At 71.2% G+C, this 22,550-nt stretch carries 22 protein-coding genes; 8 read left to right on the top strand and 14 right to left on the bottom strand.

All coding sequences use genetic code 11. From position 1 onward, the window contains the following. Positions 1–80: 80 nt before the first annotated feature. A complete protein-coding gene (locus ACFWX1_RS23010; RefSeq protein WP_378390429.1) occupies positions 81–530 on the top strand; it encodes a DUF485 domain-containing protein in 450 nt (149 codons plus the stop codon). Beyond that, positions 527–2,119, top strand: a complete 1,593-nt coding sequence (locus ACFWX1_RS23005; RefSeq protein WP_378390427.1) for a cation acetate symporter — start codon at positions 527–529, stop codon at positions 2,117–2,119. Before ACFWX1_RS23010 ends, ACFWX1_RS23005 begins: the two co-directional genes overlap by 4 nt. A gap of 4 nt (positions 2,120–2,123) precedes the next feature. Here ACFWX1_RS23005 and ACFWX1_RS23000 read toward each other — a convergent pair whose 3' ends face one another. Beyond that, positions 2,124–2,690: a TetR/AcrR family transcriptional regulator gene (locus ACFWX1_RS23000; protein ID WP_378390425.1), complete on the bottom strand. Its 567-nt coding sequence runs from the start codon at positions 2,688–2,690 to the stop codon at positions 2,124–2,126. A gap of 138 nt (positions 2,691–2,828) precedes the next feature. Here ACFWX1_RS23000 and ACFWX1_RS22995 point away from each other — a divergent pair, with 138 nt between their 5' ends. After that, positions 2,829–4,271, top strand: coding sequence for an MFS transporter (locus ACFWX1_RS22995; protein ID WP_378390423.1), 1,443 nt, complete (start codon positions 2,829–2,831; stop codon positions 4,269–4,271). A gap of 79 nt (positions 4,272–4,350) precedes the next feature. Here the strand turns inward: ACFWX1_RS22995 and ACFWX1_RS22990 are convergent, their stop codons facing one another. From ACFWX1_RS22990 to ACFWX1_RS22970, 5 genes are all read right to left on the bottom strand, one after another. Beyond that, positions 4,351–4,701: a DUF3817 domain-containing protein gene (locus ACFWX1_RS22990; protein WP_378390421.1), complete on the bottom strand. Its 351-nt coding sequence runs from the start codon at positions 4,699–4,701 to the stop codon at positions 4,351–4,353. Between the two features lie 11 nt (positions 4,702–4,712). After that, positions 4,713–5,144 (bottom strand): hypothetical protein, encoded by a 432-nt coding sequence (locus ACFWX1_RS22985; protein WP_378390419.1) that lies wholly within the window; start codon positions 5,142–5,144, stop codon positions 4,713–4,715. Positions 5,145–5,194: 50 nt separating this feature from the next. Beyond that, a complete protein-coding gene (locus ACFWX1_RS22980) occupies positions 5,195–6,073 on the bottom strand; it encodes a lytic transglycosylase domain-containing protein (RefSeq protein WP_378390417.1) in 879 nt (292 codons plus the stop codon). Between the two features lie 124 nt (positions 6,074–6,197). Then, positions 6,198–6,683 carry a helix-turn-helix transcriptional regulator gene (locus ACFWX1_RS22975; RefSeq protein WP_378390415.1) on the bottom strand — a complete coding sequence of 162 codons (486 nt, stop codon included), beginning with the start codon at positions 6,681–6,683 and terminating at the stop codon, positions 6,198–6,200. Between the two features lie 359 nt (positions 6,684–7,042). Then, on the bottom strand, positions 7,043–7,210 hold the full coding sequence (locus ACFWX1_RS22970) for a hypothetical protein (protein ID WP_378331084.1): 168 nt from the start codon (positions 7,208–7,210) through the stop codon (positions 7,043–7,045). A gap of 140 nt (positions 7,211–7,350) precedes the next feature. Between ACFWX1_RS22970 and ACFWX1_RS22965 the strand changes: the two genes are divergently transcribed. Together ACFWX1_RS22965 and ACFWX1_RS22960 are read left to right on the top strand one after the other, a co-directional pair. Continuing rightward, positions 7,351–8,124, top strand: coding sequence for a crotonase/enoyl-CoA hydratase family protein (locus tag ACFWX1_RS22965; RefSeq protein ID WP_378390413.1), 774 nt, complete (start codon positions 7,351–7,353; stop codon positions 8,122–8,124). Positions 8,125–8,176: 52 nt separating this feature from the next. After that, on the top strand, positions 8,177–8,749 hold the full coding sequence (locus ACFWX1_RS22960) for a GNAT family N-acetyltransferase (RefSeq protein WP_378390411.1): 573 nt from the start codon (positions 8,177–8,179) through the stop codon (positions 8,747–8,749). Here ACFWX1_RS22960 and ACFWX1_RS22955 read toward each other — a convergent pair. Both ACFWX1_RS22955 and ACFWX1_RS22950 read right to left on the bottom strand, forming a co-directional pair. Next, a complete protein-coding gene (locus ACFWX1_RS22955; RefSeq protein ID WP_378390410.1) occupies positions 8,739–9,881 on the bottom strand; it encodes a CaiB/BaiF CoA transferase family protein in 1,143 nt (380 codons plus the stop codon). The genes ACFWX1_RS22960 and ACFWX1_RS22955 overlap by 11 nt on opposite strands. A 45-nt stretch (positions 9,882–9,926) precedes the next feature. Then, entirely contained in the window at positions 9,927–11,078 is a 1,152-nt protein-coding gene (locus ACFWX1_RS22950; RefSeq protein WP_378390408.1) for an acyl-CoA dehydrogenase family protein, read from the bottom strand. Positions 11,079–11,194: 116 nt separating this feature from the next. Here ACFWX1_RS22950 and ACFWX1_RS22945 point away from each other — a divergent pair, with 116 nt between their 5' ends. Continuing rightward, positions 11,195–11,824, top strand: a complete 630-nt coding sequence (locus ACFWX1_RS22945) for a TetR/AcrR family transcriptional regulator (protein ID WP_378390406.1) — start codon at positions 11,195–11,197, stop codon at positions 11,822–11,824. 115 nt (positions 11,825–11,939) lie between these two features. Continuing rightward, positions 11,940–13,565 (top strand): succinic semialdehyde dehydrogenase, encoded by a 1,626-nt coding sequence (locus ACFWX1_RS22940; RefSeq protein WP_378390404.1) that lies wholly within the window; start codon positions 11,940–11,942, stop codon positions 13,563–13,565. A gap of 150 nt (positions 13,566–13,715) precedes the next feature. Here ACFWX1_RS22940 and ACFWX1_RS22935 read toward each other — a convergent pair whose 3' ends face one another. The 6 genes from ACFWX1_RS22935 to pyk form a co-directional block, all read right to left on the bottom strand. Then, a complete protein-coding gene (locus ACFWX1_RS22935) occupies positions 13,716–16,757 on the bottom strand; it encodes an AAA family ATPase (RefSeq protein WP_378390402.1) in 3,042 nt (1,013 codons plus the stop codon). Positions 16,758–16,809: 52 nt separating this feature from the next. Then, positions 16,810–17,022, bottom strand: coding sequence for a hypothetical protein (locus ACFWX1_RS22930; protein WP_378390400.1), 213 nt, complete (start codon positions 17,020–17,022; stop codon positions 16,810–16,812). Positions 17,023–17,185: 163 nt separating this feature from the next. Beyond that, on the bottom strand, positions 17,186–17,377 hold the full coding sequence (locus ACFWX1_RS22925) for a DUF397 domain-containing protein (RefSeq protein ID WP_378390398.1): 192 nt from the start codon (positions 17,375–17,377) through the stop codon (positions 17,186–17,188). A gap of 12 nt (positions 17,378–17,389) precedes the next feature. Next, positions 17,390–18,304 (bottom strand): helix-turn-helix domain-containing protein, encoded by a 915-nt coding sequence (locus ACFWX1_RS22920; protein WP_378390396.1) that lies wholly within the window; start codon positions 18,302–18,304, stop codon positions 17,390–17,392. Between the two features lie 386 nt (positions 18,305–18,690). Next, positions 18,691–19,590: an acyl-CoA thioesterase II gene (gene tesB, locus ACFWX1_RS22915; RefSeq protein WP_378390394.1), complete on the bottom strand. Its 900-nt coding sequence runs from the start codon at positions 19,588–19,590 to the stop codon at positions 18,691–18,693. Positions 19,591–19,626: 36 nt separating this feature from the next. Continuing rightward, positions 19,627–21,051, bottom strand: a complete 1,425-nt coding sequence (gene pyk / locus ACFWX1_RS22910; protein WP_378390392.1) for a pyruvate kinase — start codon at positions 21,049–21,051, stop codon at positions 19,627–19,629. A gap of 101 nt (positions 21,052–21,152) precedes the next feature. Between pyk and ACFWX1_RS22905 the strand changes: the two genes are divergently transcribed. Next, the gene (locus ACFWX1_RS22905; protein ID WP_378390390.1) at positions 21,153–22,289 is read left to right on the top strand and encodes a hypothetical protein; all 1,137 of its coding nucleotides are present in this window, start codon (positions 21,153–21,155) and stop codon (positions 22,287–22,289) included. Positions 22,290–22,550: the final 261 nt, after the last annotated feature.

Here is a 22,550-nt window from a genome sequence, read left to right as displayed (position 1 = left end):
CCTCGTAGTCCGGCCGGGCGAGTGGACCCACTCGGCGAGCGCGCCAGCCCCGCGGCGGACGCAAGTTGCCGGAGGCACCCATGCACAACGTCGCGCGTCCCGACGCGACGAGCAGCGCCCTCGAGGAGACCGGCCGCATCCCGGTCCTGTTCGCGGGCGAGCTGCCCAGTTCCGAAACCCCCGACCGGTCCCGCAGCACGGCGCGGCCCGCCGGACCGGCCACGCCGGACTACGACCGGATCCAGCACAGCCAGGAGTTCCGCTCGCTGCGCAGGCGGTTCCGGTGGTTCGTCTTCCCGCTGAGCGTGGCCTTCTTCGTCTGGTATCTCACCTACGTCCTGCTCGCGGCGTATGCGCACGACTTCATGAGCACGAAGGTGTTCGGCCAGGTCAACGTCGGCATGCTGCTGGGCCTGGGACAGTTCGCCAGCACCGCGCTGATCACCTGGCTGTATGTGCGCTTCGCCCGTCGCCGGCTCGACCCGATGGTCACCGACATCAGGGAACGCGCGGAGGTGGACCCCCGATGACCTCGACGCTCGCCGCCGGGATCCCCGCGAACAACCCGGTCCTCAACACCCTGGTCTTCGCGCTGTTCGTCGCGATCACCCTGTTCGTCGTGTACCGCGCGAGCACGCGCAACTCCTCGACCTCGGACTACTACGCCGCCGGAAGCGCTTTCACCGGACGGCAGAACGGCATCGCGCTGTCCGGGGACTTCCTGTCCGCGGCGTCGTTCCTCGGCATCGCGGGCGCGATCGCGATCCACGGCTACGACGGGTTCCTCTACTCCATCGGCTTCCTCGTCGCCTGGCTGGTCGACCTGCTGCTGATCGCCGAGCTGCTGCGCAACACCGGCCGCTTCACCGTCGGCGACGTGCTCAGCTTCCGGATGAAGCAGCGCCCGGTCCGCGCCGCCGCCGCGACGTCCACCCTGGTCATCTCGCTCTTCTACATGCTCGCGCAGATGGCGGGCGCGGGCGGGCTCGTGGCGCTGCTGCTGAACATCCACGGCAAGTTCGGCCAGGCGCTGGTGATCGGCGGCGTCGGCCTGGTCATGGTGCTGTACGTGCTGGTCGGCGGCATGAAGGGCACCACGTGGGTGCAGATCATCAAGGCGACCATCCTGCTGCTCGCGGGCGCGCTGATCACCGTGTTCCTGTTCGGCAAGTTCGGGTTCAGCTTCTCCAACCTGCTCTCGGCCGCGGCCGAGAAGAGCCCGCTCGGCGAGAAGCTGTTCGAACCGGGTGGCTCCTACGGCAGGAGCGGCGTCACCAAGCTCGACTTCGTCTCCCTCGCGCTCGCCCTCGTCCTCGGCCTGTCGTCACTGCCCCACCTGCTGATGCGCTTCTACACCGTGCCCAACGCCCGCGAGTCCCGCCGCTCGGTGGTGTGGGCGGTCGTCTGCATGCTCGTGTTCTATCTGTGCACGCTGGTGATCGGATTCGGCGCGGCCGCGCTCGTCGGCGCGGACGAGATCAAGGCGGCACCCGGCGGCGAGAACTCGGCCGCTCCCCTGCTCGCGCTGCACGTCGGCGGGACGCTCCTGCTCGGCGTCATCTCGGCGGTGGCGTTCGCGACGATCCTCGCCGTGGTCGCCGGGCTGACGCTCACCGCGTCCGCGTCGTTCGCCCACGACGTGTACGCCAACATCTTCAAGCGCGGCAAGGCCGATCCACGCGACGAGGTCCGCGTCGCCCGGATCACCGCGATCGTGGTCGGCCTCCTCGCGATCCTCGGCGGCATCCTCGCCAACGGGCAGAACGTCGCGTTCCTCGTGGCACTCGCCTTCGCCGTCGCCGCCTCGACGAACCTCTCGACGCTGCTGTACTCCCTGTTCTGGAAGCGGTTCAACACCACGGGCACGCTGTGGGGCATCTACGGCGGGCTCATCGCCTGCCTGGTGCTGGTGCTCTTCTCCCCCGTCGTCTCCGGTGACCCGGACTCGATCGTCAAGGGCATCGACTTCCACTGGTTCCCGCTCAAGAACCCGGGCCTGGTGTCGATCCCGTTCTCGTTCCTCTGCGGGTTCGTCGGCACGTTCGCCGGCCGGTCGAAGGCCGATCCCGCCAAGCACGCCGAGATGGAGGTCCGGTCCCTGACCGGGATCGGCTCCTGACGCGCTAGCCCGCCCGGAGGCCGTCGAGCACGACGCCGAGCATGCGCTCGACGTCCTCCGGGGTGGCGTACTGGCTCACCGAGCCGACCCCGTGACACAGCCGCAGCACGTCGGTTCCCGTGACGTCGTCCCGGATCAGCCCGGCCTCCTGCGCGGCCGACACCAGCGCGCCGGACGCCGCCTGGGTGCGGGAACGGCACAGCGCGAACGTCTCCGACTCGTGGTCGAGCGCCGCCTTGAGCGCCACGGTCAGCCCTCGCCGCTCGGCGTAGTAGCGCACCTGATTCCGCATCCACGCCTCGAGCGCCTCACCCGGCGGTAGCTCGGCGAGCAGGTCGAACGCGTGCTGCGCCAGCGTCTCGACCTCGTCGCGATAGACCGCCTCGAACAGTTTCTCCCTGGTCGGGAAGTGCCGGTACAACGTGCCCGCGCCCACGCACGCCCGCTTCGCGATGTCGTCGAGCGGCACGTCGGTGCCTTCTTCGGTGAAGGCCTCCCTGGCCGTCGCCAGGATGCGCTCGTAGTTGCGCCGCGCGTCCGCGCGCATCGGACGGGCCGCCTCGGCGGTCATCCGGCACCTCCTCGTCGACGAACCGGAGAGATTCTCCGAATTCACTTGCCGAACCGGAGAGCTTCTCCATATTATCAGTCCGCAACCAAGCGGAGAAGTTCTCCGGTTACCTCTCGTTCTCGCACTGGGGAGTATTCCTTGACCGAGCACACCCTCACCACCGAGCCCGCGGCGGGACGGCCCGCCCGCGCGCCGGTGCGCAGCGGGCTCGCGCTGGCGATCATCCTGATCTGCCAGCTCATGCTCATCCTCGACGCGACGGTGATGAACGTCGCCATCCCCCGGATCCAGGCGGACCTGGCCTTCAGCCCCACCGGGGTGTCCTGGGTGATGACCTCCTACAGCCTCGTCTTCGGCGGGCTGCTCCTGCTCGGCGGCCGGGCGGGCGACCTGTTCGGCAGGCGCCGCATGTTCGTCCTCGGCACGGCCGTGTTCACGCTCGCCTCGCTCGCGGGCGGACTGGCGGGCTCGGCCGAACTGCTCATCGCGGCCCGCGTCGCGCAGGGCATCGGCGCCGCGATGGCGGGCCCGAACACCCTGGCCCTGATCACCACGACGTTCACCGAGGCCAAGGCCCGCATGCGCGCGCTGTCGCTGTTCTCGGCCATGGCCAGCGGCGGTTTCGCCATCGGCCTGCTGCTCGGCGGCCTGCTCACCGAGTGGATCTCGTGGCGCTCCGCGCTGTTCATCAACGTGCCGTTCGGGCTGGCGATCGTCCTGCTCGCACCGCGGTTCGTACCCGACCCCGAGCGGCGGCCCGCGCACCTCGACCTGCCGGGCGCGATCGCCGGGACGCTCGGCGTCAGCGCGCTCGTCTTCGCCTTCACCCACGGCGGCTCCGACGGCTGGGACAACCCGGTCACCCTGGGCTCACTCGGCGCGGGAGTGCTGCTGCTGGCCGGGTTCCTGATGCTGCAGGCCCGCGGCAGCCAGCCCCTGGTCCCGCTGCGGCTGTTCGCCGAACGCAACCGGGCCGCCGCCTACGCGAACTTCTTCCTCGGCCCGATGGCGATGATGTCGATGTTCTTCTTCCTCACCCAGTTCCTGCAGGACGTCCAGCACTTCGCCGCGCTGCAGACCGGGTTCGCGTTCCTGCCGATGGCCGCGATGGTGTTCGCGCTGAGCCGCTCGATCCCGCGGCTGCTCCCCCGTTTCGGCCCGAAACCCCTCGCCATCACCGGCACCGTGCTGATGATCGCCGGGGCGGGCTGGCTCACCCAGCTCACGCCGTCGAGCGGCTACGTCGCGACGCTGCTCGGCCCGATGGTGCTCATGGGCGTCGGCGTCGGACTGGCGTTCTCCCCGCTCAACGTGCTCATCATGACCAGCGTGGCGACCGAGGACGCGGGCGCCGCCGGCGGCGTGCTGCAGACGATGCAGCAGGTCGGCGCGGCACTGGGGCTGAGCATCCTGATGACCGTGTCGGGCTCGGTCACCCGGTCGGCCGCGGGCTCCGGGGTGCGGGGACCGCAGCTCATGGTGGACGGGATGACCGCGGCGTTCCTCGGCGCGAGCCTGCTGGCCGGGCTGAGCTTCCTGGTGGCGCTCACCTTCCGCCGCCAGCACACCGCGACTTCCTGACCGGGGGTGCGAAACGGTCCGTGGGGGCCTCCTTGAGGGAGTCTGAGTCCCTCAAGGAGGCCCCCACGGACCGCTGAAGTCAGAGCTTCTGGCCTGCCTGGACCCGGTGGGTGACACGGCGCTCGACCAGGAACGACACGAACGGCACGCAGCCGGCGAGCAGCACCAGCACGGTGCCCTTGATGGAGAACCGGGCCTTGATCGCGAGGTCGATCGTGAGCACCAGGTAGATCATGTACAGCACGCCGTGGATCGGCGAGTAGATCGCGGACGGCTCGGGCATGGCGAAGCCGTAGCGCAGCACCATCACGAAGCACAGCCCGAGCAGGCCGATACCGGTGACATAGGCGGAAACGCGGAACCGGAGGAGCGGGCCGGACAGCGAGGGCGCGCCGGTCCGCGCGGCGTCGGCGTCAGTTCGAGTGGTCATGCGAGTCTTCCTCACTCTGGCCTGCTGGTCTCTGGCCTGCTGGTCTCCTGATCACGGGCGTGCAGCTCGCGCAGGTATCGGTTGTAGGCGGCCAGCTCGTCGTCCTCCTCGGCCGCGGCCGCCACGGGCACGGCGCGGCGCGGGGCCGGGACGTCCACACGCGGCGCGGGCTCCTCGGGCCGCGCGGCCTCCGGCGCGTCCTCCTGCGCGGCGGCACGCAGCCGCAACTGCCGGATCCGCCAGAACATGAACGCAGGGAACAGCCCGAACAGCGGCCACTGCAGGACGTAGCCGAGGTTTTGGAACGTCCCGCTCGCCGAGGTGAAGCGGTCCCACTGCCACCAGGCGAGACCGCAGGCGCCCGCCAGGCTCACCAGGCAGACGCCGACGATCAGGAGTCGGCGCCCGGTGCTGGAACCCGCCGGGGCTGAACGTGCTGGCACGGCTTCGACGCTAGCACTGGCCTGCTGAGAGCGGACGGCTCGGTCCGGGCTCAGGCCCTGCCCTTGGCCGCCTGCGCAGCCTTCGCGTATCCGTCGGCGAGCCCGAAGACCTTCTGCGCGTATTCGGTCGAGTTGTTGTAGGACAGGATCCCGGCCCACCAGCCCGCCGGGCTCGCCATGTCCCGCCCGCCCGCGCACAGGTACCGGGCCGCGGTCAGCGCGGCGTCGTCGATCTGCTGCGGATCGCCCAGCCCGTCGCCGTTGCCGTCCGAAGCCCACTTCCGCCACGTACCGGGAATGAACTGCATCGGCCCCATCGCGTGCGCCGGGCTGTCACCCTCGTTGATCGCCGCGACGCCGGGCGACCCGTCGAGCGGGACGCCGATGATCGGCTTCGACGGCAGCCCGTTCTCCTGGAGCACCGCCCCGCCGTACTGGCCGTGGTTGGACTCGATCCGGCCGATGCCGGCGAGCGTGGCCCACGAGATCTTGCAGGCCGGCTGGTTCGCGCGCAGGGCGAGTTCCGCGTTGCCGTAGGCCCGCAGCGCCCGCGCCGGGATCCCGGTCGCCGCCGCCACCTGGCCTGCCCAGGTGGCGAGCGGGTTCTTGTCCCCCGGCTTCGGCTGTTGTTTCTCGGCCTGCTGCGGAGCGGTCGGCTGGTCGCCGCCCGCGACGACGGCGCTGACCGGCACGACGGAGCCCGGCTGCACGTCCGCGGCCTTGACCTGCAACGCCGGGATGTCCGTGGTGGTCGGGCTCGCCACCGGCGCGGACGCCTTGGTGACCAGCCACACCCCGCCCGCCGCGACCGCGACCACGGCGACCACGATCGCGAGCCTGCCCAGCACCGCGGTGCCCCGTCTCCGCCGGACCGGTGCCGGCGCGGCCGGGGAGGTTGTTTCTTCCTCGGTTTCTCCGGTGGTGCGCACGGAACTCCGGTCCTCCAGCGTGTCGTCGGTCGATCCTTCAACGAGCCCGCGCAGGTTAGCGTTACGCGGGCCCGTCCGATCGGCTCGGCACGCCGGTTTCACCCGGCGGAACGGGGCGAAGTCTTCAGGCGGTCTTCTGCTGACGGGCGAGGCGGGCCACGCACCAGGCGGGCGCGCTGCCGCGGCGCAGGTGCTGGAGCACCGTCATCGGGCCCAGCCTGCGCGCGAGGTCGGACGGCGCCAGGCCGGCCGCCCGGTAGTCGAGCGCGCGCTGGTCGAGCGGGCTGATCCCGGCGTCCCACCACTGTTCGGCCTCGGCGACCCCGCCGACCATCTGCCACCAGCTCGCCGCGGCGACGAGCAGTTCCTCCGGGACTTCGGGCAGCCTGCGGCGCATCGCGTCGAGGTAGCCGGGGTCCGCGGCCTCGACCGGCGCCCAGCGCGCCGGTCCGGACCGTTCGCGCTGGCCGGGAATCCCCGGCGCGGCGTGCGGTGGCGCTTCGGCGAGCCACGCGGACGCGATCCGGTGGACCTCGCGCTCTTCGGCGCTCTGCTCGCGCTCGGCGGCCCACTGCTGGATCAGCGCGTCCACTCCGGGATCTCCGGTCATCCCTGCCTCCTCATTGGTCCCCGACTGGGCGGGCCCCGACGCCCGCTACCCGCACGCTGTGCGCACCACGTTGAACTGCACCAACGACCGACAATCCGCGTGCCCGGCGCGGTGTCCCGGGGAGCGGGGAACCGGCCGATCACGCAATGTGAGGACCGTAGGGCCGGAGTGGTGTCCTCCGCCATACCCCAACTGCTACGAATTCGTTGACCTGGGGTTTTTCGAGGCCAATCCACCCGGATGGTCGAGCGCCCGGACCGGAATCTGGGATCGGTCACAATCCGTGATCCACCCGATGGAGAACGCACGGTAACCGGCGGCGGGATAATGTCCCGCCGCTGGTCACGCAGAGCGCGGAATTACTGGAAGAGGCTCCGGAAGAAGGTCACGATCGCCTCCGCGCCGTTCTTGAGCCAGCCGAGCGCGGTGTGGACGACGCCCGCGGACTGGTTCGGCTGGGTGATCAGGAAGAACAGGACGAGCAGCACCACCGCGATGATGAGGACTTTCTTCAGACCGCTGGACATCTCTCCCCCTTCGGGTCCGGCGCGGTGCCGCCCCGGGAGCCACTGCGTCACCTCGAACCCCGCGCGCACCGCGGAGCGTGCTCCCTACTCTAGGAGGCCCGAGCCGGGAAAACACCCGAACACCACCCACAGGAGCAGTGATGGCGGAAAACGTCCTGGTCGAGCACGCGGATTCGGTGACGACGATCACGATCAACCGGCCGGAGGCCCGCAACGCCGTCGATGGACCCACCGCCGCCGCGCTCGCCGAGGCCTTCCGGGCCTTCGACGCCGACGACGAGGCCTCCGTCGCGGTCCTGACCGGGGCGGGTGGCGCGTTCTGCGCCGGCGCCGACCTCAAGGCCGTCGGCACCGAACGGATGAACCGCATCGTGCCCGACGGGGACGGCCCGATGGGCCCGACCCGGATGGCACTGGGCAAGCCGGTACTGGCCGCGGTCTCGGGGCACGCCGTGGCGGGCGGGCTCGAGCTCGCGCTGTGGTGCGATCTGCGGATCGCGGACGCCACGGCGGTGTTCGGCGTGTTCTGCCGCCGCTGGGGCGTCCCGCTGATCGACGGCGGCACGGTGCGGCTGCCCCGGCTGATCGGGCAGTCGCGCGCGATGGACATGATCCTCACCGGCAGGCCGGTCGACGCCGGCGAAGCGCTCGCCATCGGCTTGGCGAACCGCGTGGTGCCCGAGGGGGAAGCGGTTTCCGCGGCACAGGAGCTGGCCCGGCAGCTGGCCGCGTTCCCGCAGACCTGCCTGCGTGGTGACCGCCGTTCGGCGTACGCCCAGTTCGGACTGTCCGAAGTGGACGCTCTGCGGACCGAGTTCGCCGGTGCCATGGGCGCCGGGTCGCTGGCGGAAGAAGCGGCCGACGGCGCGGCGCGGTTCGCCGGGGGCGCGGGGCGGCACGGCAGCTTCGGCTGACACCCCATCGGCCGCTCGCGACACCGGGCGATCACCCGGCTACGCTCCGGCCATGGACGACGAAGCCGATAGGGACGTGGCCGACAGAGTGGCGCTCCGCCCGGTCTCCGAAGGGGATCTCGGCCTGCTGGAAGCGCTGACCAACGATCCAGAGGCGACCGGCGACTTCCAGTGGTACGGCTGGCACGATCCCGGTTACCTGCGCCGCCGCTGGCACGAAACCGGCATGCTCACCACCGACAGCGGCATGCTGATCGCGACGCTCGGCGATCGCCCGGTCGGGCTGGTTTCCTGGCACCGCAGCCGCACCAGCCCCACGTCGTACTGCTGGACGATCGGTCTCGTCCTGGCGCCCGAAGCACGCGGGCACGGCTACGGAACCGAAGCCCAGCGCCTGCTGGTGCGGTACCTGTTCGCGCACACCCAGCTCAACCGCGTCGAGGCCACCACCGAGGTCGGCAACCGCGCCGAGCAGCGCTCACTGGAGAAGGCGGGGTTCACCCGCGAGGGCGTCCTGCGCGGCTACGGTTTCCGTGACGGGAAATGGCGGGACAACGTGCTCTACTCCGTTGTCCGCGACGATCTCACGGACAACGGAGTAGTCCAGCCTCAAGTCAGGCGATAACGCCCGCTTCCCGCAGCTTCGCGATCTCGTCCTCGCCCACGCCCAGTTCGCCGAGCACTCCGAGCGTGTCGGATCCCTTGTCGTGCGGGGCTTCCGGCGTGCCGGGCGGGGTCCGGTCGAAGCGCGGCGCCGGCGCGGGCTGCACCAGGCCGCCGACCTCGACGAACGTGCCGCGTGCCGCGTTGTGCGGGTGCTGCGCGGCCTCGTCGGGGGAAAGCACCGGCGTCAGGCACGCGTCGGTGCCCTCCGCACGGGCGCAGAGCTCGTCTCGGGTGTGCTTGCCGATGGCCTCGGCGACGATCTCCCGCAGCTTCGGCCACTGTGACTTGTCGACGTGCAAGGGGAGTTCGTCCGGGTTCAGGCCGAGCACCTTGACCAGATCGCCCCAGAACCGCATCTCGATCGCGCCGACCGCGACGTACTTGCCGTCGGCGGTCTCGTAGGTGTCGTAGAACGGGGCGCCGCCGTCGAGCATGTTGTCCCCGCGCTCGCCCGGCCACACACCGGCCGCGCGCATCCCGTGCAGGCTCGTGGTGAGCAGCGCGGCACCGTCCACCATGGACGCGTCGACGACCTGGCCCTTGCCCGACGACGTCCGCTCGTACAGCGCGGCGAGGATGCCCATGGCCAGCAGCAGCCCGCCGCCGCCGAAGTCGCCGACCAGGTTGAGCGGCGGCACCGGCCGCTCCCCCTGCCGCCCGATGGGTTCGAGCGCGCCCGCGATGCCGATGTAGTTGATGTCGTGCCCCGCCGCCTTGGCCAGCGGCCCGTCCTGGCCCCAGCCGGTCATCCGGCCGTAGACCAGGCGCGGGTTACGGGCATGGACGACGTCGGGGCCGAGGCCGATCCGTTCGGCCACCCCGGGCCGGAAGCCCTCGATCAGCACGTCGGCGGTGTCGGCGAGTTTGAGGACGAGTTCGACACCCTCGGGGGTCTTGGTGTTGATCCCGACCGACCGGCGGCCGCGCGCCAGCGGGTCGTTCGAAAGCCCGAGCACGTCCTCGCCGGGAGTGGCGCGGTCGACGCGGACGACGTCGGCACCGAGGTCGGCAAGGATCATGGTGGCGAACGGCCCCGGCGCGAGCCCGGCGAGTTCGACGACCTTCAGCCCGCTCAGCGGACCAGCCTTCATGGGTGTGTCCCTTCTTTGCGGCACAAGCCTTGCGCGGCATACGGATCAGAGCGTACGGGAGATGATTTCCTTCATGATCTCGCTCGTGCCGCCGAAGATCCGCGAAATCCGGACGTCGGCCCACGCCCGCGCGATCGGGTACTCGGTCATGTAGCCGTAGCCGCCGAACAGCTGCACGCAGTCGTCGACCACCTTGTTGACCCGCTCGGTGGTCCACAGTTTCGCCATCGCCGCGCCCTGGACGTCCAGCTCGCCCTTGAGGTGCCGTTCGATGCACTGGTCGAGGAAAGCCCGCGCCACCGCGGCCTCGGTGGCCGCCTCGGCGAGGGTGAACTTGGTGTTCTGGAAGGAGAAGATGGGCCTGCCGAAGGCCGTGCGCTCCTTGGTGTAGTCCAGCGTGAGGTCGATCGCGGCCTCCATCCCGGCCACCGCGGTGACGGCGATGATCAGCCGTTCCTGCGGCAACTGCAGCATCAGCTGGACGAAGCCCTGCCCCTCCTCCTCGCCGAGCAGGTTGGCGGCGGGCACGCGGACGTCGTCGAAGAACAGCTCGGCGGTGTCCTGTCCCTTGAGCCCGACCTTGTCCAGCACGCGGCCGCGGCGGAAGCCCGGGGTGTCGGTCTCGACCGCGATCAGCGACACGCCCTGCGCGCCCGCGTCCGGATCGGTCTTGCACGCGACGACCACCAGATCGGCGTGGTAGCCGTTGGTGATGAAGGTCTTTGCGCCGTTGATGACGTAGTGGTCGCCGTCGCGGACCGCGCGGGTCTTGATGCCCTGCAGGTCCGAACCGGTACCGGGCTCGGTCATCGCGACGGCGCCGACGAACTCGCCGGTGGCGAACTTCGGCAGCCACTCGCGCTTCTTCTCCTCAGCGGCGTAGGCGAGGATGTAGTGCGCCACAATTCCATTGTGGACGGTCACGCCCCAAGCGCTGTCCCCGGCGCGGGCCTGCTCCTCGTACAGCACCGCCTCGTGCGCGAACGTGCCGCCACCGCCGCCGTACTCCTCCGGGATGGACAGCGCGAGCAGGCCGACCTCGCCCGCCTTGGTCCACACTTCGCGGTCGAGCCGCTTCTCCTTCGCCCAGCGCTCCTGGTGCGGCACCAGTTCCTTCTGCATGAACGTCCGGGACAGCTCCCGCAGGTCTTCGAGCTCGGTGGTGCTCCACGAGCTCTTCTGGATCTGCAACGGCACGGCGACGCCTCCTGAGCACGAGCGGTACTGGAAAACATGACGCAGGGAATGTAAGTTCTGGCTGGAATGTACATCCGTACCGGACTGAACGTAAAGCGCTCCAGCAAGGGATTCAGGTGACCGAGGTAACACGGGCGCCCGCGGCGAAGGCCCACCGCACGCAGGCCGAGCGGCGCGAGCAGACCCGCACGGCGCTGCTCGACGCGACGATCGACTGCCTGGTCGAACTCGGCCACGCGCGGACGACCGTGCAGGAGGTCTGTGCCCGCGCCGGGGTGTCGAAAGGCGCGGTCCAGCACCATTTCGCCACGAAGGCCGAGCTCATGGCGACCGCGGTCGAGCACCTGACGACGCGGCTGCGCGAGCAGCTGGCGTCCTCGCTCGCGGAGCTGCCCAGCGGCGGCCGCGGGGTCGCCGCGGCGATCGACCTGCTCTGGGAGGGCTATTCGGGAACGCTGTCCACCGCGGTCACCGAACTGTGGGTGGCGGCGCGAACCGATCCCGAACTGCGCGCGGCGATCCGCCCGGTCGACCGAGCGCTGGGCCGCGCCACCCTCGAGCACGTCACCGAGGTCGCGGGCGAACTGCCACCGGAGCGCGCCCAGCTGCTGTTCTGGCTGACGGTCAACCTGACCAGGGGACTCGCGCTGGACGCCGAACTCGGCGGCGACCCGAAACGCCGCCGTCAGCTGCTCGACGAATGGAAGCGCATCGCCACCATGCTCTACGAGGACGCCACCCCATAACATGAATCTGATTCACGTCTAGCTTGGCCCCGTACCGCCGGTATGGTTTACTCGCGGGTAACACCTTTGCGACGCCGGCGCGCCCGGATGTCGTCTCGGCGGAACGGGAGAGGTCATGACCAGCACGACACCGGCGAACGTGGGCCACGACGGCATCGACCGCACCGTCCTCACCGGAACGGTCGGGGACGTGCCCTCCGGACCCTCGGCGGCCCGCGCGGCTCAGCTCGTCGCCCGGGTGACCGGCGGCGCCGACAACGCGCCGGTCCGGATGCCCGCGCCCTTCACCGGGAAGCCGATCGCGACCCTGCCGCAGGCGGGCGACGCCGAGGTCCGCGCGGCCTTCGCCACCGCCCGCGCGGCGCAGCGCGACTGGGCCGAGCGCCCGGTGCGGGAACGTCAGCAGGTGCTCTTCCGGCTGCACGATCTGGTGCTGCGGCGTCAGCGCGAGGCCCTCGACCTGGTCCAGATCGAGGCGGGCAAGGCCCGGCTCGACGCGTTCGACGAGGTGAGCGCGGCCGCGCTGGTCGCCGCGTACTACGGGAAGCACAGCGCCAGGATCCTGGCGCCGCGGCGCGCGGCGGGTGTCATCCCCGGCCTCACGAAGACCGGCGAGGTCCGGCATCCGAAGGGCGTCGTCGGGATCATCTCGCCGTGGAACTATCCCCTCGCGCTGACCGCGATGGACGTCTTCCCCGCGCTCGCCGCCGGCAACACCGTGGTGCAGAAGCCGGACAACCAGACCGCGCTTTCCGCGCTGTGGCTGCACGAACTCGCCTCCGAAGCGGGGCTCCCGGACGACGTGTGGCAGATCGTGCTCGGCCGCGGCTCACGCATCGGCACCGCGCTGGTCGAGGAGTCGGACTACCTGTGCTTCACCGGTTCCACGCCCACGGGCAAGGAGCTGGCCGGGCAGGTGGCGAAGCGGCTGACCAGTTACTCGCTCGAACTCGGCGGCAAGAACCCGATGATCGTGCTGCCCGACGCCGACGTCGCCAAGGCCGCGGCGGGGGCGGTGACCGCGTGCTTCTCCTCGGCGGGCCAGCTGTGCGTGTCGGTCGAGCGGATCTACGTGCACGAGGACATCCGCGAGGAGTTCACCCGCGCGTTCGTGGCGAAGACGGCCGCGCTGCGGCTCGGCGGCGTGCTGGACTTCCACGCGCAGATGGGTTCGCTGACGTCGGAGGATCAGCTGCGGACCGTTTCGGAGCACGTCGAGGACGCCCGTTCGAAGGGCGCGCAGGTGCTCACGGGTGGCCGGGCGCGGCCCGACCTGGGCCCGCTGTTCTACGAGCCGACCGTCCTTTCCGGAGTCACGCCGGGGATGACGCCGTTCGCCGAGGAGACGTTCGGGCCGGTCGTGTCGGTCTACGGCTACACCGACGTCACCGAAGCCATCGAGGCCGCCAACGACACGCCGTTCGGACTGAACGCGAGCGTGTGGTCGCGCAACGGGCGCGCGGGCTGGGAGGTCGCGGCGCGGCTGAAGGCGGGGACGGTCAACGTGAACGAGGGCTACGCGGCGACGTTCGGCAGTGTCAGCGTGCCGATGGGCGGGATGAAGGAATCCGGTGTCGGACGCCGCAACGGCGCCGAGGGGTTGCTGAAGTACACCGAATCCCAGTCGATCGCGGTGCAGCGCGGGCTCGCGCTGCGGCCGGGGCGCGGGGTGCCCGGCTCGGTGTGGGCGCGCGGCCTGACCGCCGGGCTCAAGGCGCTGCGCCACCTGCCCTGGCGGTAAGCGAGTCCCACATTCAAGAGCTCGAGTCCCACATTCAGGCGCGCGAGTTCCTCCTTCGCGCGGCCCGGGTCCCTGCGGACTCGCAGACGCCACTGTGGAACTCGGGTGCGTGAAAGGGGAACTCAGGTACGCGAATGTGGGACTCGCGCGCTATTCGGACGGGGCGGGGGCGGTGAGGAGGCCGCGGTCGTAGGCGATGGCGACGGCTTCGGCGCGGCGGCTCGCGCCGAGCTTGGCCATCACCCGCGACAGGTGCACGCTCACGGTCTTCTCGCTGATGTACAGCTCCGCGCCGACCTGGCGGTTGGTGCGGCCGAGCGCCACGCGCTCCAGCACGTCGCGTTCGCGATCGGTCAGCGGGTCCGCCGGGGTGCGGGCGCCCTCGGTGCCGGACGGCGCGGCGGCGCCGGTCAGTTCGATGCGGGCGCGGTGCCCCAGATCGCGGAGGGCGTCCCGTAGCGGCACCGCGTCCAGCTCGGCGGCCACCGCGTGCGCGGCTTCCAGCGCGGCCGTCGCCTCGGCGGCGTCGGCGCCGGCGGCGAGCAGCGCCCGCGCGTGCTGCCACCGGCAGAACGCCTGCTCGTACACCGCGCCGTAGCCGAACGCCTCGGCCGCCGCCGCCCACAGCCGTGGTGCGGGATCGCCGCCGAGCCCGCTCGAGGCGGCTTCCAGCCGGGCCACCCAGGCCCGGCCCTCGGGGCCGAGCGTGCCCGACCGCGGCATGCCCTCGGCGGCGCAGCGGCGGCCGTGTGCGAGGAAGCGTTCCCCCGCCGCCACCGCCTGCTCGACGACGCGCTGCTCGCCCCGGCTCCGGCCCTCCGCCGCCAGCGCGGCCGCGGCCGCCGCCCCGTGCGCGGCGATCCTGATCCCGCCGAGCAGCGAGGGTTCGATCTTCTCCAGCCAGTCGATCAGCTCCTCGGCCGCGCGCACCGCCTCGGCGTACTGCCCGCGCCAGTAGGCGAGCTGACTGACCGCGTCCCCGCCCGACAACGCGATCTGGATGTCGGAAGCCCAGTGCCTGCGCAGGCCGGGAAGCAGCCGCTCGGCCATGTCGAACCGCCCGCGCGCGACCACGAACAACGCCCAGACCCCGAGGATGCGGGCCGCGACCGCGCTGGACACGCCGCGCCCCGCCCGGCCCGCCGCGTCCTCGTCCGGCCAGTCCCCGCTGAGGTACCGCAGCTGCAGATGCCGGGCCCGCAGCTCGAGCCCGTACGCGCTCCAGGTCAGCCCGGACTCCTCGGCCCGGCGCACCCCGCGCTCGACGTGCTCCAGCGCCGCCGCGAGCTCGGCCTGGTCGTCGTAGCTCAGCGCGAGGAAGTACATCGCCCGCACCTCGACGTTCAGCGCCCCGGCTTCACGCGCCTTGCCGATCGCCTGACACAGCCGCTCGCGTGCTTCCGCCGGATCCCCCGAGGAGTCGGCGAGTGTGCCGAGGGTGACCAGCGCGGAGGCCTCGGCCCCCATCGCCCCCACCGTCCGCGCGTCGGACACCGCGGTGAGCGCGCTTTCCAGCGCCTCCTCGTACTGGTCGAGCACGCGCAGGATCCCGGCCCTGCTGGCCAGCACCCACGCCCGCGCCGCGCTGGGCTCGGTGTGCTCGACCAGCGCCCAGGCCCGGTCGATCGCGGCCGAGGCCTCGTCGACGGTGCCCTCCTGGGAAAGCAGCGTCTCGGCCAGCCGCCGCCACGCCCCGGCAGCGCGTTCGAGCGGGATGTCCGGCGTCAGTACCTGGGTGGCCGAGCGCGCGTACGCCGCGGCCCGTTCGGGTTCGCCCGCGGTCCCCGCGAAATAGGACGCGTTGTGCAGCAGCCTCAGCTCGTCGACGCCCTCGGGCCTGCCCGGCTCGGGCACGGCGTCCCAGATGGACAGTGCCTGCTCGACGTGCCGGAGCGCGGCGCCCGGCGCGCCCAGCTTCTCGGCCTCCCCCATCGCCCGCCACAACGCCGGGAGCGCCGTCGCGAAGTCCTTGCTCTCCAGGCTGTGATACGCCAGCTTGGCGTCGTGCCCGCGCCCCTGCGGCATGGCCTCGATCCGCGCCGCGTACGCCGCGTGCATCCGGCCCCGCTCCCCCGGCAGCAGATCGCCGTACACCGCCTCCTGCAGCAACGCGTGCCGGAAGGCGTAGAACCCGTTCTCGATCACCAGGACGTGGTGCTGCACGGCCTCGCGCAGTGCTTCGTCCAATTCGGACTCGCCGAGCCCGGCGATCTCGGCCAGCGCCGCGTGGGACACCGAGTCGTCGTTGGCCACCGAGATCACCCGGAGCACGCGCCGGGTGTCGGGGGCCAGCCGTTCCAGCCGGGCGAGCAGCACCTCGGCGAGCCCGGCGGGCAGGTCACGGCATTCGGCCGAGCTGGCCAGCAGTTCCTCGGCGAAGAACGGGTTCCCCTCCGACCGGCTGGCGATGTCGGCCACCACGTCGGCCCCGAGCGGCTCGTCGGACAGCGCCTCGACGAACGCGCGCGCCTCGGCCGTGCCGAACGGGAGCAGGTCCACCCGCTCGACGGTGGCCAGCCGGACCAGCTCGGCGAGCAGGGCCCGCAGCGGATGCCGCCGGTGGACGTCCTCCTCGCGGTAGCTGCCCACCACCAGCAGCCGCTGTGACCGCAGCCGGGTGAGCAGGAAGGAGAGCAGGTTGCGGGTGGAGCGGTCCGCCCAGTGCAGGTCCTCGAGCAGGATGACCACCGGCCGGGCGGCGGCGATCTCGGTCAGCACCCCCAGTACCGCGTCGAACAGCTGCAGCTGACCGAGATCCTGTTCCGCACGGGGCCGTTGCATGGCCTCCCGCTCGTTGGCGGTCACCTGCCCGTACTCCCCCGCCGAGGGCATCTCCGGCTCCTGGCCCTGCGGCAGCAGCCTGCCCAGCGCCGGCCGGGCCCGGACGGCGGCGGCTATCCCCGGATCCGCCGCCGTGCCGAGCGGGGCCAGCGCCTCGGCGAACGGGAGGTAGGGCAGACCGCCCTCCCGCACGTCGATGCAGCGGCCGGTCAGCACCAGCGCGCCACGGGCCGCGACGTGCTCGCCGAGCTCGGTGAGCAGCCTCGTCTTGCCGACCCCGGCGTCGCCGGACAGCAGCACCGCCCCCGCCTCCCCCCGTTCGGCGCGGGCGAAGGCGGCACCGAGCCGCCGCATCTCCTGGGTGCGGCCGACGAGCGCGATACCGGAACCGAGTCTGGGCACGAGAGGCATTCTCGCCTACCCCACCGACAACTTCTTCATCGATTTCGTCCCGCGGGGTCCCTTACCGGGTGGTCTCGCTCACGCCGGCCGAGGCCCGCTCGGAGCCGTGACGGCGCTGCGCGGGCACCTCGACGTCGGTAAACCGCTCGGCCCGCAGCCGGCGCGTCGCCCGCCGGACCCGGCCGACCCACACGCCGCGGCCCGCCTTCTTCAGCTCCTCGGCCCGGTAGGCGGCTTCGGCCCGTACCGCGTCCAGGAGCAGACCCGTGTTCATGTGCTTTCCCCTTGTCCCTGAGTTCCTTGGTGACACTCAGAGTCGTCCTGAGGGGTGGCCCCCGGCATCGGGTGATCACCCCGACCTGGACGCGACTCGACCCCTTACTCCCGCCGAAATCCAGCTCAGCGGGGGTAAGGGGTCGAGTGAGGGCCGCCGTGGCTCAGTCGCGCAGGGCGGCCAGCAGACCCTGCCAGCCCGATGCGGGCAAGCGGAAGGCACCCCCTTCGGGATCCTTCGAATCGCGTACCGCGGCATCGCCGCCGACGAAGGCGATCTCGACGCAGTCGTTGCCGCCGCCGCTGTGGCTGCTCTTACGCCAGTGGGCACGCGAAAGTTCGGTGTCCGGCATCATGACCCCACTTCCTTAGCAATCTTCCTGGACCACGTCCTGGATTCGGTGATGGTGCACTGGAGCCGGCGCGGCCGCCTGTTCGGCGAACCGGCCGGCGGCCTCGGCGATCACCTCGACCGAGTCGTCCGGCTTCAGTGCCGCCGCGCGCAGGTGGTCGAACATCAGCGCGTAGCGCCGGACGTCAGGGGGCTCCTCCAGGTAGAGGCCGCTGGACGTGCTGTCCACGTAGACCACGTCGGCGTCGGCCTGTTCGGGGAAGCCCATGATCAGGAACGGCCCCTCCATCCCGGGATGGGCGCCGGTGCCGAACGGCACGACCTGGATGGTGACGTTCGGCCGCCCGGCCAGCGACACCATCCGGTACAGCTGCTCGGCCATCACCTCGGCGCTGTCCACCACGCGGTGCAGCACGGCCTCGTCGATCACCGCCCAGTACTCCGGCGGCGAGGCGTCGGCGAACAGTTCCTGACGCGCCATCCGCGCGGCGACGCGGCGCCGGAGTTCGGCCTCCTCCGCGTCCGGGCGCATGGCCCTGATCACCGCGCGGGCGTAGCGCTCGGTCTGCAGCAGGCCGGGGACGAGCAGCGCCTGGAACGCGCGCAGCGAACTCGCGTCCGCCTCGAGCCCGACGAAGGTGCCGGTGAAGACCTCGTTGTAGGCGTGCCACCAGCCGCGCTTGCGGGCCTCCCTGGCGAGCTGGACAAGCACCTCCTGCTCGTCACCGGTGATCCCGTACAGCGCGAGCATGTCCCTGGCGTCACGCGGGGTGACCCCGACGTGCCCGGTCTCGATGCGGCTGATCTTCGACGCGGAGCACTCGAGCTTCTCGCCCACCTCGTCGATGGTCAGATCCGCGGCCTCCCGGAACCTGCGCAGCTCGCTCGCGAGTCTCCGGCGGCGAACGGTGGGACCCTGACCCCTTGCCATCACGGCACCTCCGGCTCTCCGGCGCTGAAGCGCTTTCTCGTACTGGCATTCAACCAGCCGACCATGCACTTGGTGGAAGATTAACCCGCGTCGATCCCGGGGTTAACCCGATGATCGATCTGCAATTTGCAGATCGGCCTTGTATCCTCACGGTTGAGCGGGGCGGCAGCGCGCTGACGCCTTGTGAGCAGGGTAGACGACAATGCCCGGGTATCACGGCAGTCGCCCGGTCGTTGCCGGCGGTGGTGAGCCCGGGGCCGTCCCCCGATCGGTCCCGGTCTCACCACCGCACCGCTATTGCCCCGTAATCGCGGTGGCTATTCCGCTTTTCCGTCGCACGAAAGCGTGAATGTCGCCCAGAGCGGTATCACTCAGAGCGCTACCACTCAGAGCACGCGCAGCAGTCCTTCTTGGACCACGGTCGCGATGAGCGTGCCGTCCGCGGCGAAGAACCGGCCGGTGGCCAGCCCCCGCGCCCCCGACGCCGTGGGCGAGGCGCTGTCGTAGAGGAACCACTCGTCGGCCCGGAACGGACGGTGGAACCACAGCGCGTGATCCAGGCTGGCGCCGAGGACCTTGTCGAGATCCCAGTAGACGCCGTGCCGCGCCAGGACCGAGTCGAGCAGGGTCATGTCCGAGGCGTAGGTCAGCACGCAGACGTGCAGCAGCTGCTCGTCGCCGAGCTTGCCGTCGGCACGCATCCACACCTGGTTGCGCGCCGGGTGTTCGCCGGTCTCCCGGGTGATCCACGGCGGGTCGTTGACGTAGCGCAGGTCGATCGGGCGCGGCGTGCCGTGGTGGCCGATCGAGAACCCCTCGGCGCGTTCCATCAGCGTCGGCAGCGATTCCGGGTCCGGGACGTCCGGCATCGTCTCGGCGTGCTCGATACCCGGCTCGTCGGTCTGGAACGACGCCGACAGCGAGAAGATCGCCTTCCCGTGCTGGATCGCGACGACCCGGCGGGTGGTGAACGAGCGGCCGTCGCGGATGCGGTCGACCTCGTAGATGATCGGCACGCTCGGATCGCCGCCGCGGATGAAGTACGCGTGCAGCGAATGGACCTTGCGCTCGGCGGGGACCGTGCGCCCGGCGGCGACGAGCGCCTGCCCGGCGACCTGGCCGCCGAACACACGCACCGGCGAGTGCGCCGGCGAGACGCCGCGGAAGATGTTCTCCTCGATCTTCTCCAGATCGAGCAGCGCGATCAGCTTGTCGAGCACGGGCTGGCCGCTGCCACCGGTGTCCCTGTCCAGTCCGGTGGCAGCTTCCCTGGCCATCTCAGTCATACCCGAACCCTAGGCCCCGTGTGCCCGTTCGGTCCGCTATGCGTGGTCGTCTTCACCGAGGCGATGGACGCGGATCAGGTTGGTCGAGCCGACCGTCCCCGGCGGGGAGCCCGCGACGATGACGACCAGATCGCCCTTGGCGTACTTGCCCATCTCCAGCATCGCGTGGTCGACCTGCCGGATCATCTGGTCGGTCGAGTCCACTTTGGGCACGATGCGGGTGGTGGTGCCCCACGTCATGGCGAGCTGGCTGCGCACGCTCTCCTCCGGCGTGAACGCCAGCAGCGGCAGCCGGGTGTGCAGCCGGGCGAGCCGCCGCACGGTGTCGCCGGACTGCGTGAACGCGACCAGTGCCTTGGCGTTGAGCCGCTCGCCGATGTCCCGCGCGGCGTAGGAGATCACGCCACGCTTGGTGCGCGGGACGTGCGAGAGCGGCGGCACGACCGGCGAGTCAGTCTCGACCGCCTCGACGATCCGGCTCATGGTCTGCACGGTCTCGATGGGATAGCGGCCGACGCTCGTCTCGCCCGACAGCATCACCGCGTCGGTGCCGTCGAGGACCGCGTTCGCGACGTCGGACGCCTCGGCACGGGTCGGGCGCGAGTTGTTGATCATCGACTCGAGCATCTGCGTCGCGACGATGACCGGCTTCGCGTTCTCGCGGCAGATCTGGATGGCGCGCTTCTGCACCAGCGGGACCTGCTCCAGCGGCAGCTCGACGCCGAGGTCGCCGCGGGCGACCATCACCGCGTCGAAGGCCAGCACGACCGCTTCGAGGTTGTAGACGGCCTCGGGCTTCTCGATCTTGGCGACCACCGGCTTGCGGCCCTTGCCGACCCGGTCCATGACCTGGTGCACCAGGTCGATGTCGGCGGGCGAGCGGACGAACGACAGCGCGATGAAGTCGACGCCGAGCTCGAGCGCGAACTCCAGGTCCTCGATGTCCTTTTCGGACAGTGCGGGGACGGAGACGTCCATACCGGGCAGCGAGACGCCCTTGTTGTTGCTGACCGGGCCGCCCTCGGTCACCTCGCAGACGACGTCCTGGCCGTCGACCTCCTTGACCACGAGGCCGACCTTGCCGTCGTCGACGAGCAGCCGGTCGCCGGGCTTGGCGTCCTTGGCGAGGCCCTTGTAGGTGGTCGAGACGCGCTCGTGGGTGCCCGCGATGTCCTCGACGGTGATGCGCACGACGTCGCCGGCGTGCCATTCGACAGGGCCGCCCGCGAACGTGCCCAAACGGATCTTCGGGCCCTGCAGGTCGGCGAGGATGCCGACCGCCTTGCCCGACTCGGCGGCCGCGGCACGGACGAGGTCGTAGACCTGCTTGTGGTCGCTGTGGCTGCCGTGGCTGAAGTTCATCCTCGCGACGTCCATCCCGGCGTCGACGAGGGCCCGCATCTTCTCCGCCGTGGCGGTAGCGGGGCCAAGGGTACAAACGATCTTCGCGCGTCGGCTCACGTTCGCACAGCGTAGTACCTCGTCCCGGTTTCGTCTGTACCGATCCCGAAAGTTCAAGTGGACGTGTTCAGAACAGCCGGGGTCGCGTAACCTCCGTGAACATGTCGCCGGTTGCGCGGATCGCCGTCGTAGTGGCCGTTTTCCTCGCCTCGGCCTGCGGCACCTCGCCCTCCGGGCCCGCGCGCCCGGCCTGGGAATCCGTCCCCTCGCCCGCCCCGGACGCGCGGGTACTGGGATTTGCGCCACTGGGCGCCGAAGTGCGCGCGTTCGGCTCGGTGCCGGGCCCGGAGGGCCGCGCGCCGGGCGCGTGGACGTGGCGCGCCGGGCGCTGGGAACCGATGACACTGCACGCCAGGAGCGGTTACGCCCGGCAAGCCGAGCTGACCGTGCCCGCGATCGACGGCGACCGGATCCTCACGCTGGGCTCGGCGTACGGCGGCGCGCACGGCAACCCGCGGCCGACGATCTGGACCGGCGGGCCGGCGGGTCTGACCGAATACCCGCAGGGCATGGAACTACTGGGCGGGCCGAGGGCGATCACCGTCACCGGCAGCGCGGCCGGGCCGTCCACCTATGTCCTGACCGGACAGTGGGATCACCCGCGCGGGGGTGCCGGCGCGGCGGTGTGGGTCTCGGCGGACGGTGCCGTCTGGTCGCGGCTGGACGACGACCCCGCGTTGCTGAGCACGGAAGGTGCGCGGACACGGATCCTCGCGGCGACCCGGGCCGGGGACGGGTTCGTCGCCGTGGGCGACGTCCGGTCCGAGCGGTTCTCGCCTGCCGCGTGGGCCTCGGGCGACGGCCGGTCCTGGCGCCGGGAAGCGCTTCCCGCGGACGGTACGTGGGACGTTTCGGCCTGGCGGATCAGCTGCCGCGATTCGTGCGTCGCGGTCGGCGTCGCCTCGCGCCCGGACGGTGGCCCGCAACGGCTGGCGTGCTGGCAGCGGGACGGGACCACGTGGCGGCCGATGGTCCTCGGCGGCCCCGAGGTGCCGAGAGCCCAGCTACTGGAGGTGACCGGGGTGAGCCGGGACGGCGGGATCACCGTCGTGGCGGGCAAGGTCGGCGGGAAGGCCCGGCTGTGGCGTTACGGCCCCGGCTGCGAGGGCCCGGCGGAGGTGCCGCTGCCGGAGGACACGCCCGAGATCACGGCGTTCGCGGGCGGCGGCTCTGTGCTGCTCGCGACGACCGGCCGGGACAGCAGCAAACTCTGGCGGCAGCGGATTGTGGCGCCGTGAAGGCCTCCTTCACAGCGTTCAGCGCCGGTAAGGGGTCCTTCACGGCGTTGAGTGCTGAGGAGACTTCCTCGACAGGAGTCCGGCGAGTGCAGGAACGCGCGGCCCGTGGGATGCGTGCTGTTCATGGGGCTGGTCGTGGCGATGGGCTCCGCGGGGCGGCATTGATCGTCGGGGGGGGGGGCGCTGCGGGGGGGTCGGAGGGGGGGGGAGACGGGCGGGGGGGGGCCCGCGCCAGCGCCACCCCCGCGCCCGCCGCGGGCG

Source organism: Amycolatopsis sp. NPDC059021, assembly GCF_042739895.1.
Lineage (GTDB): Bacteria > Actinomycetota > Actinomycetes > Mycobacteriales > Pseudonocardiaceae > Amycolatopsis.
The sequence above is the reverse complement of the archived record's forward strand: the minus strand, read 5'-3'. Positions and strand labels throughout refer to the sequence as shown.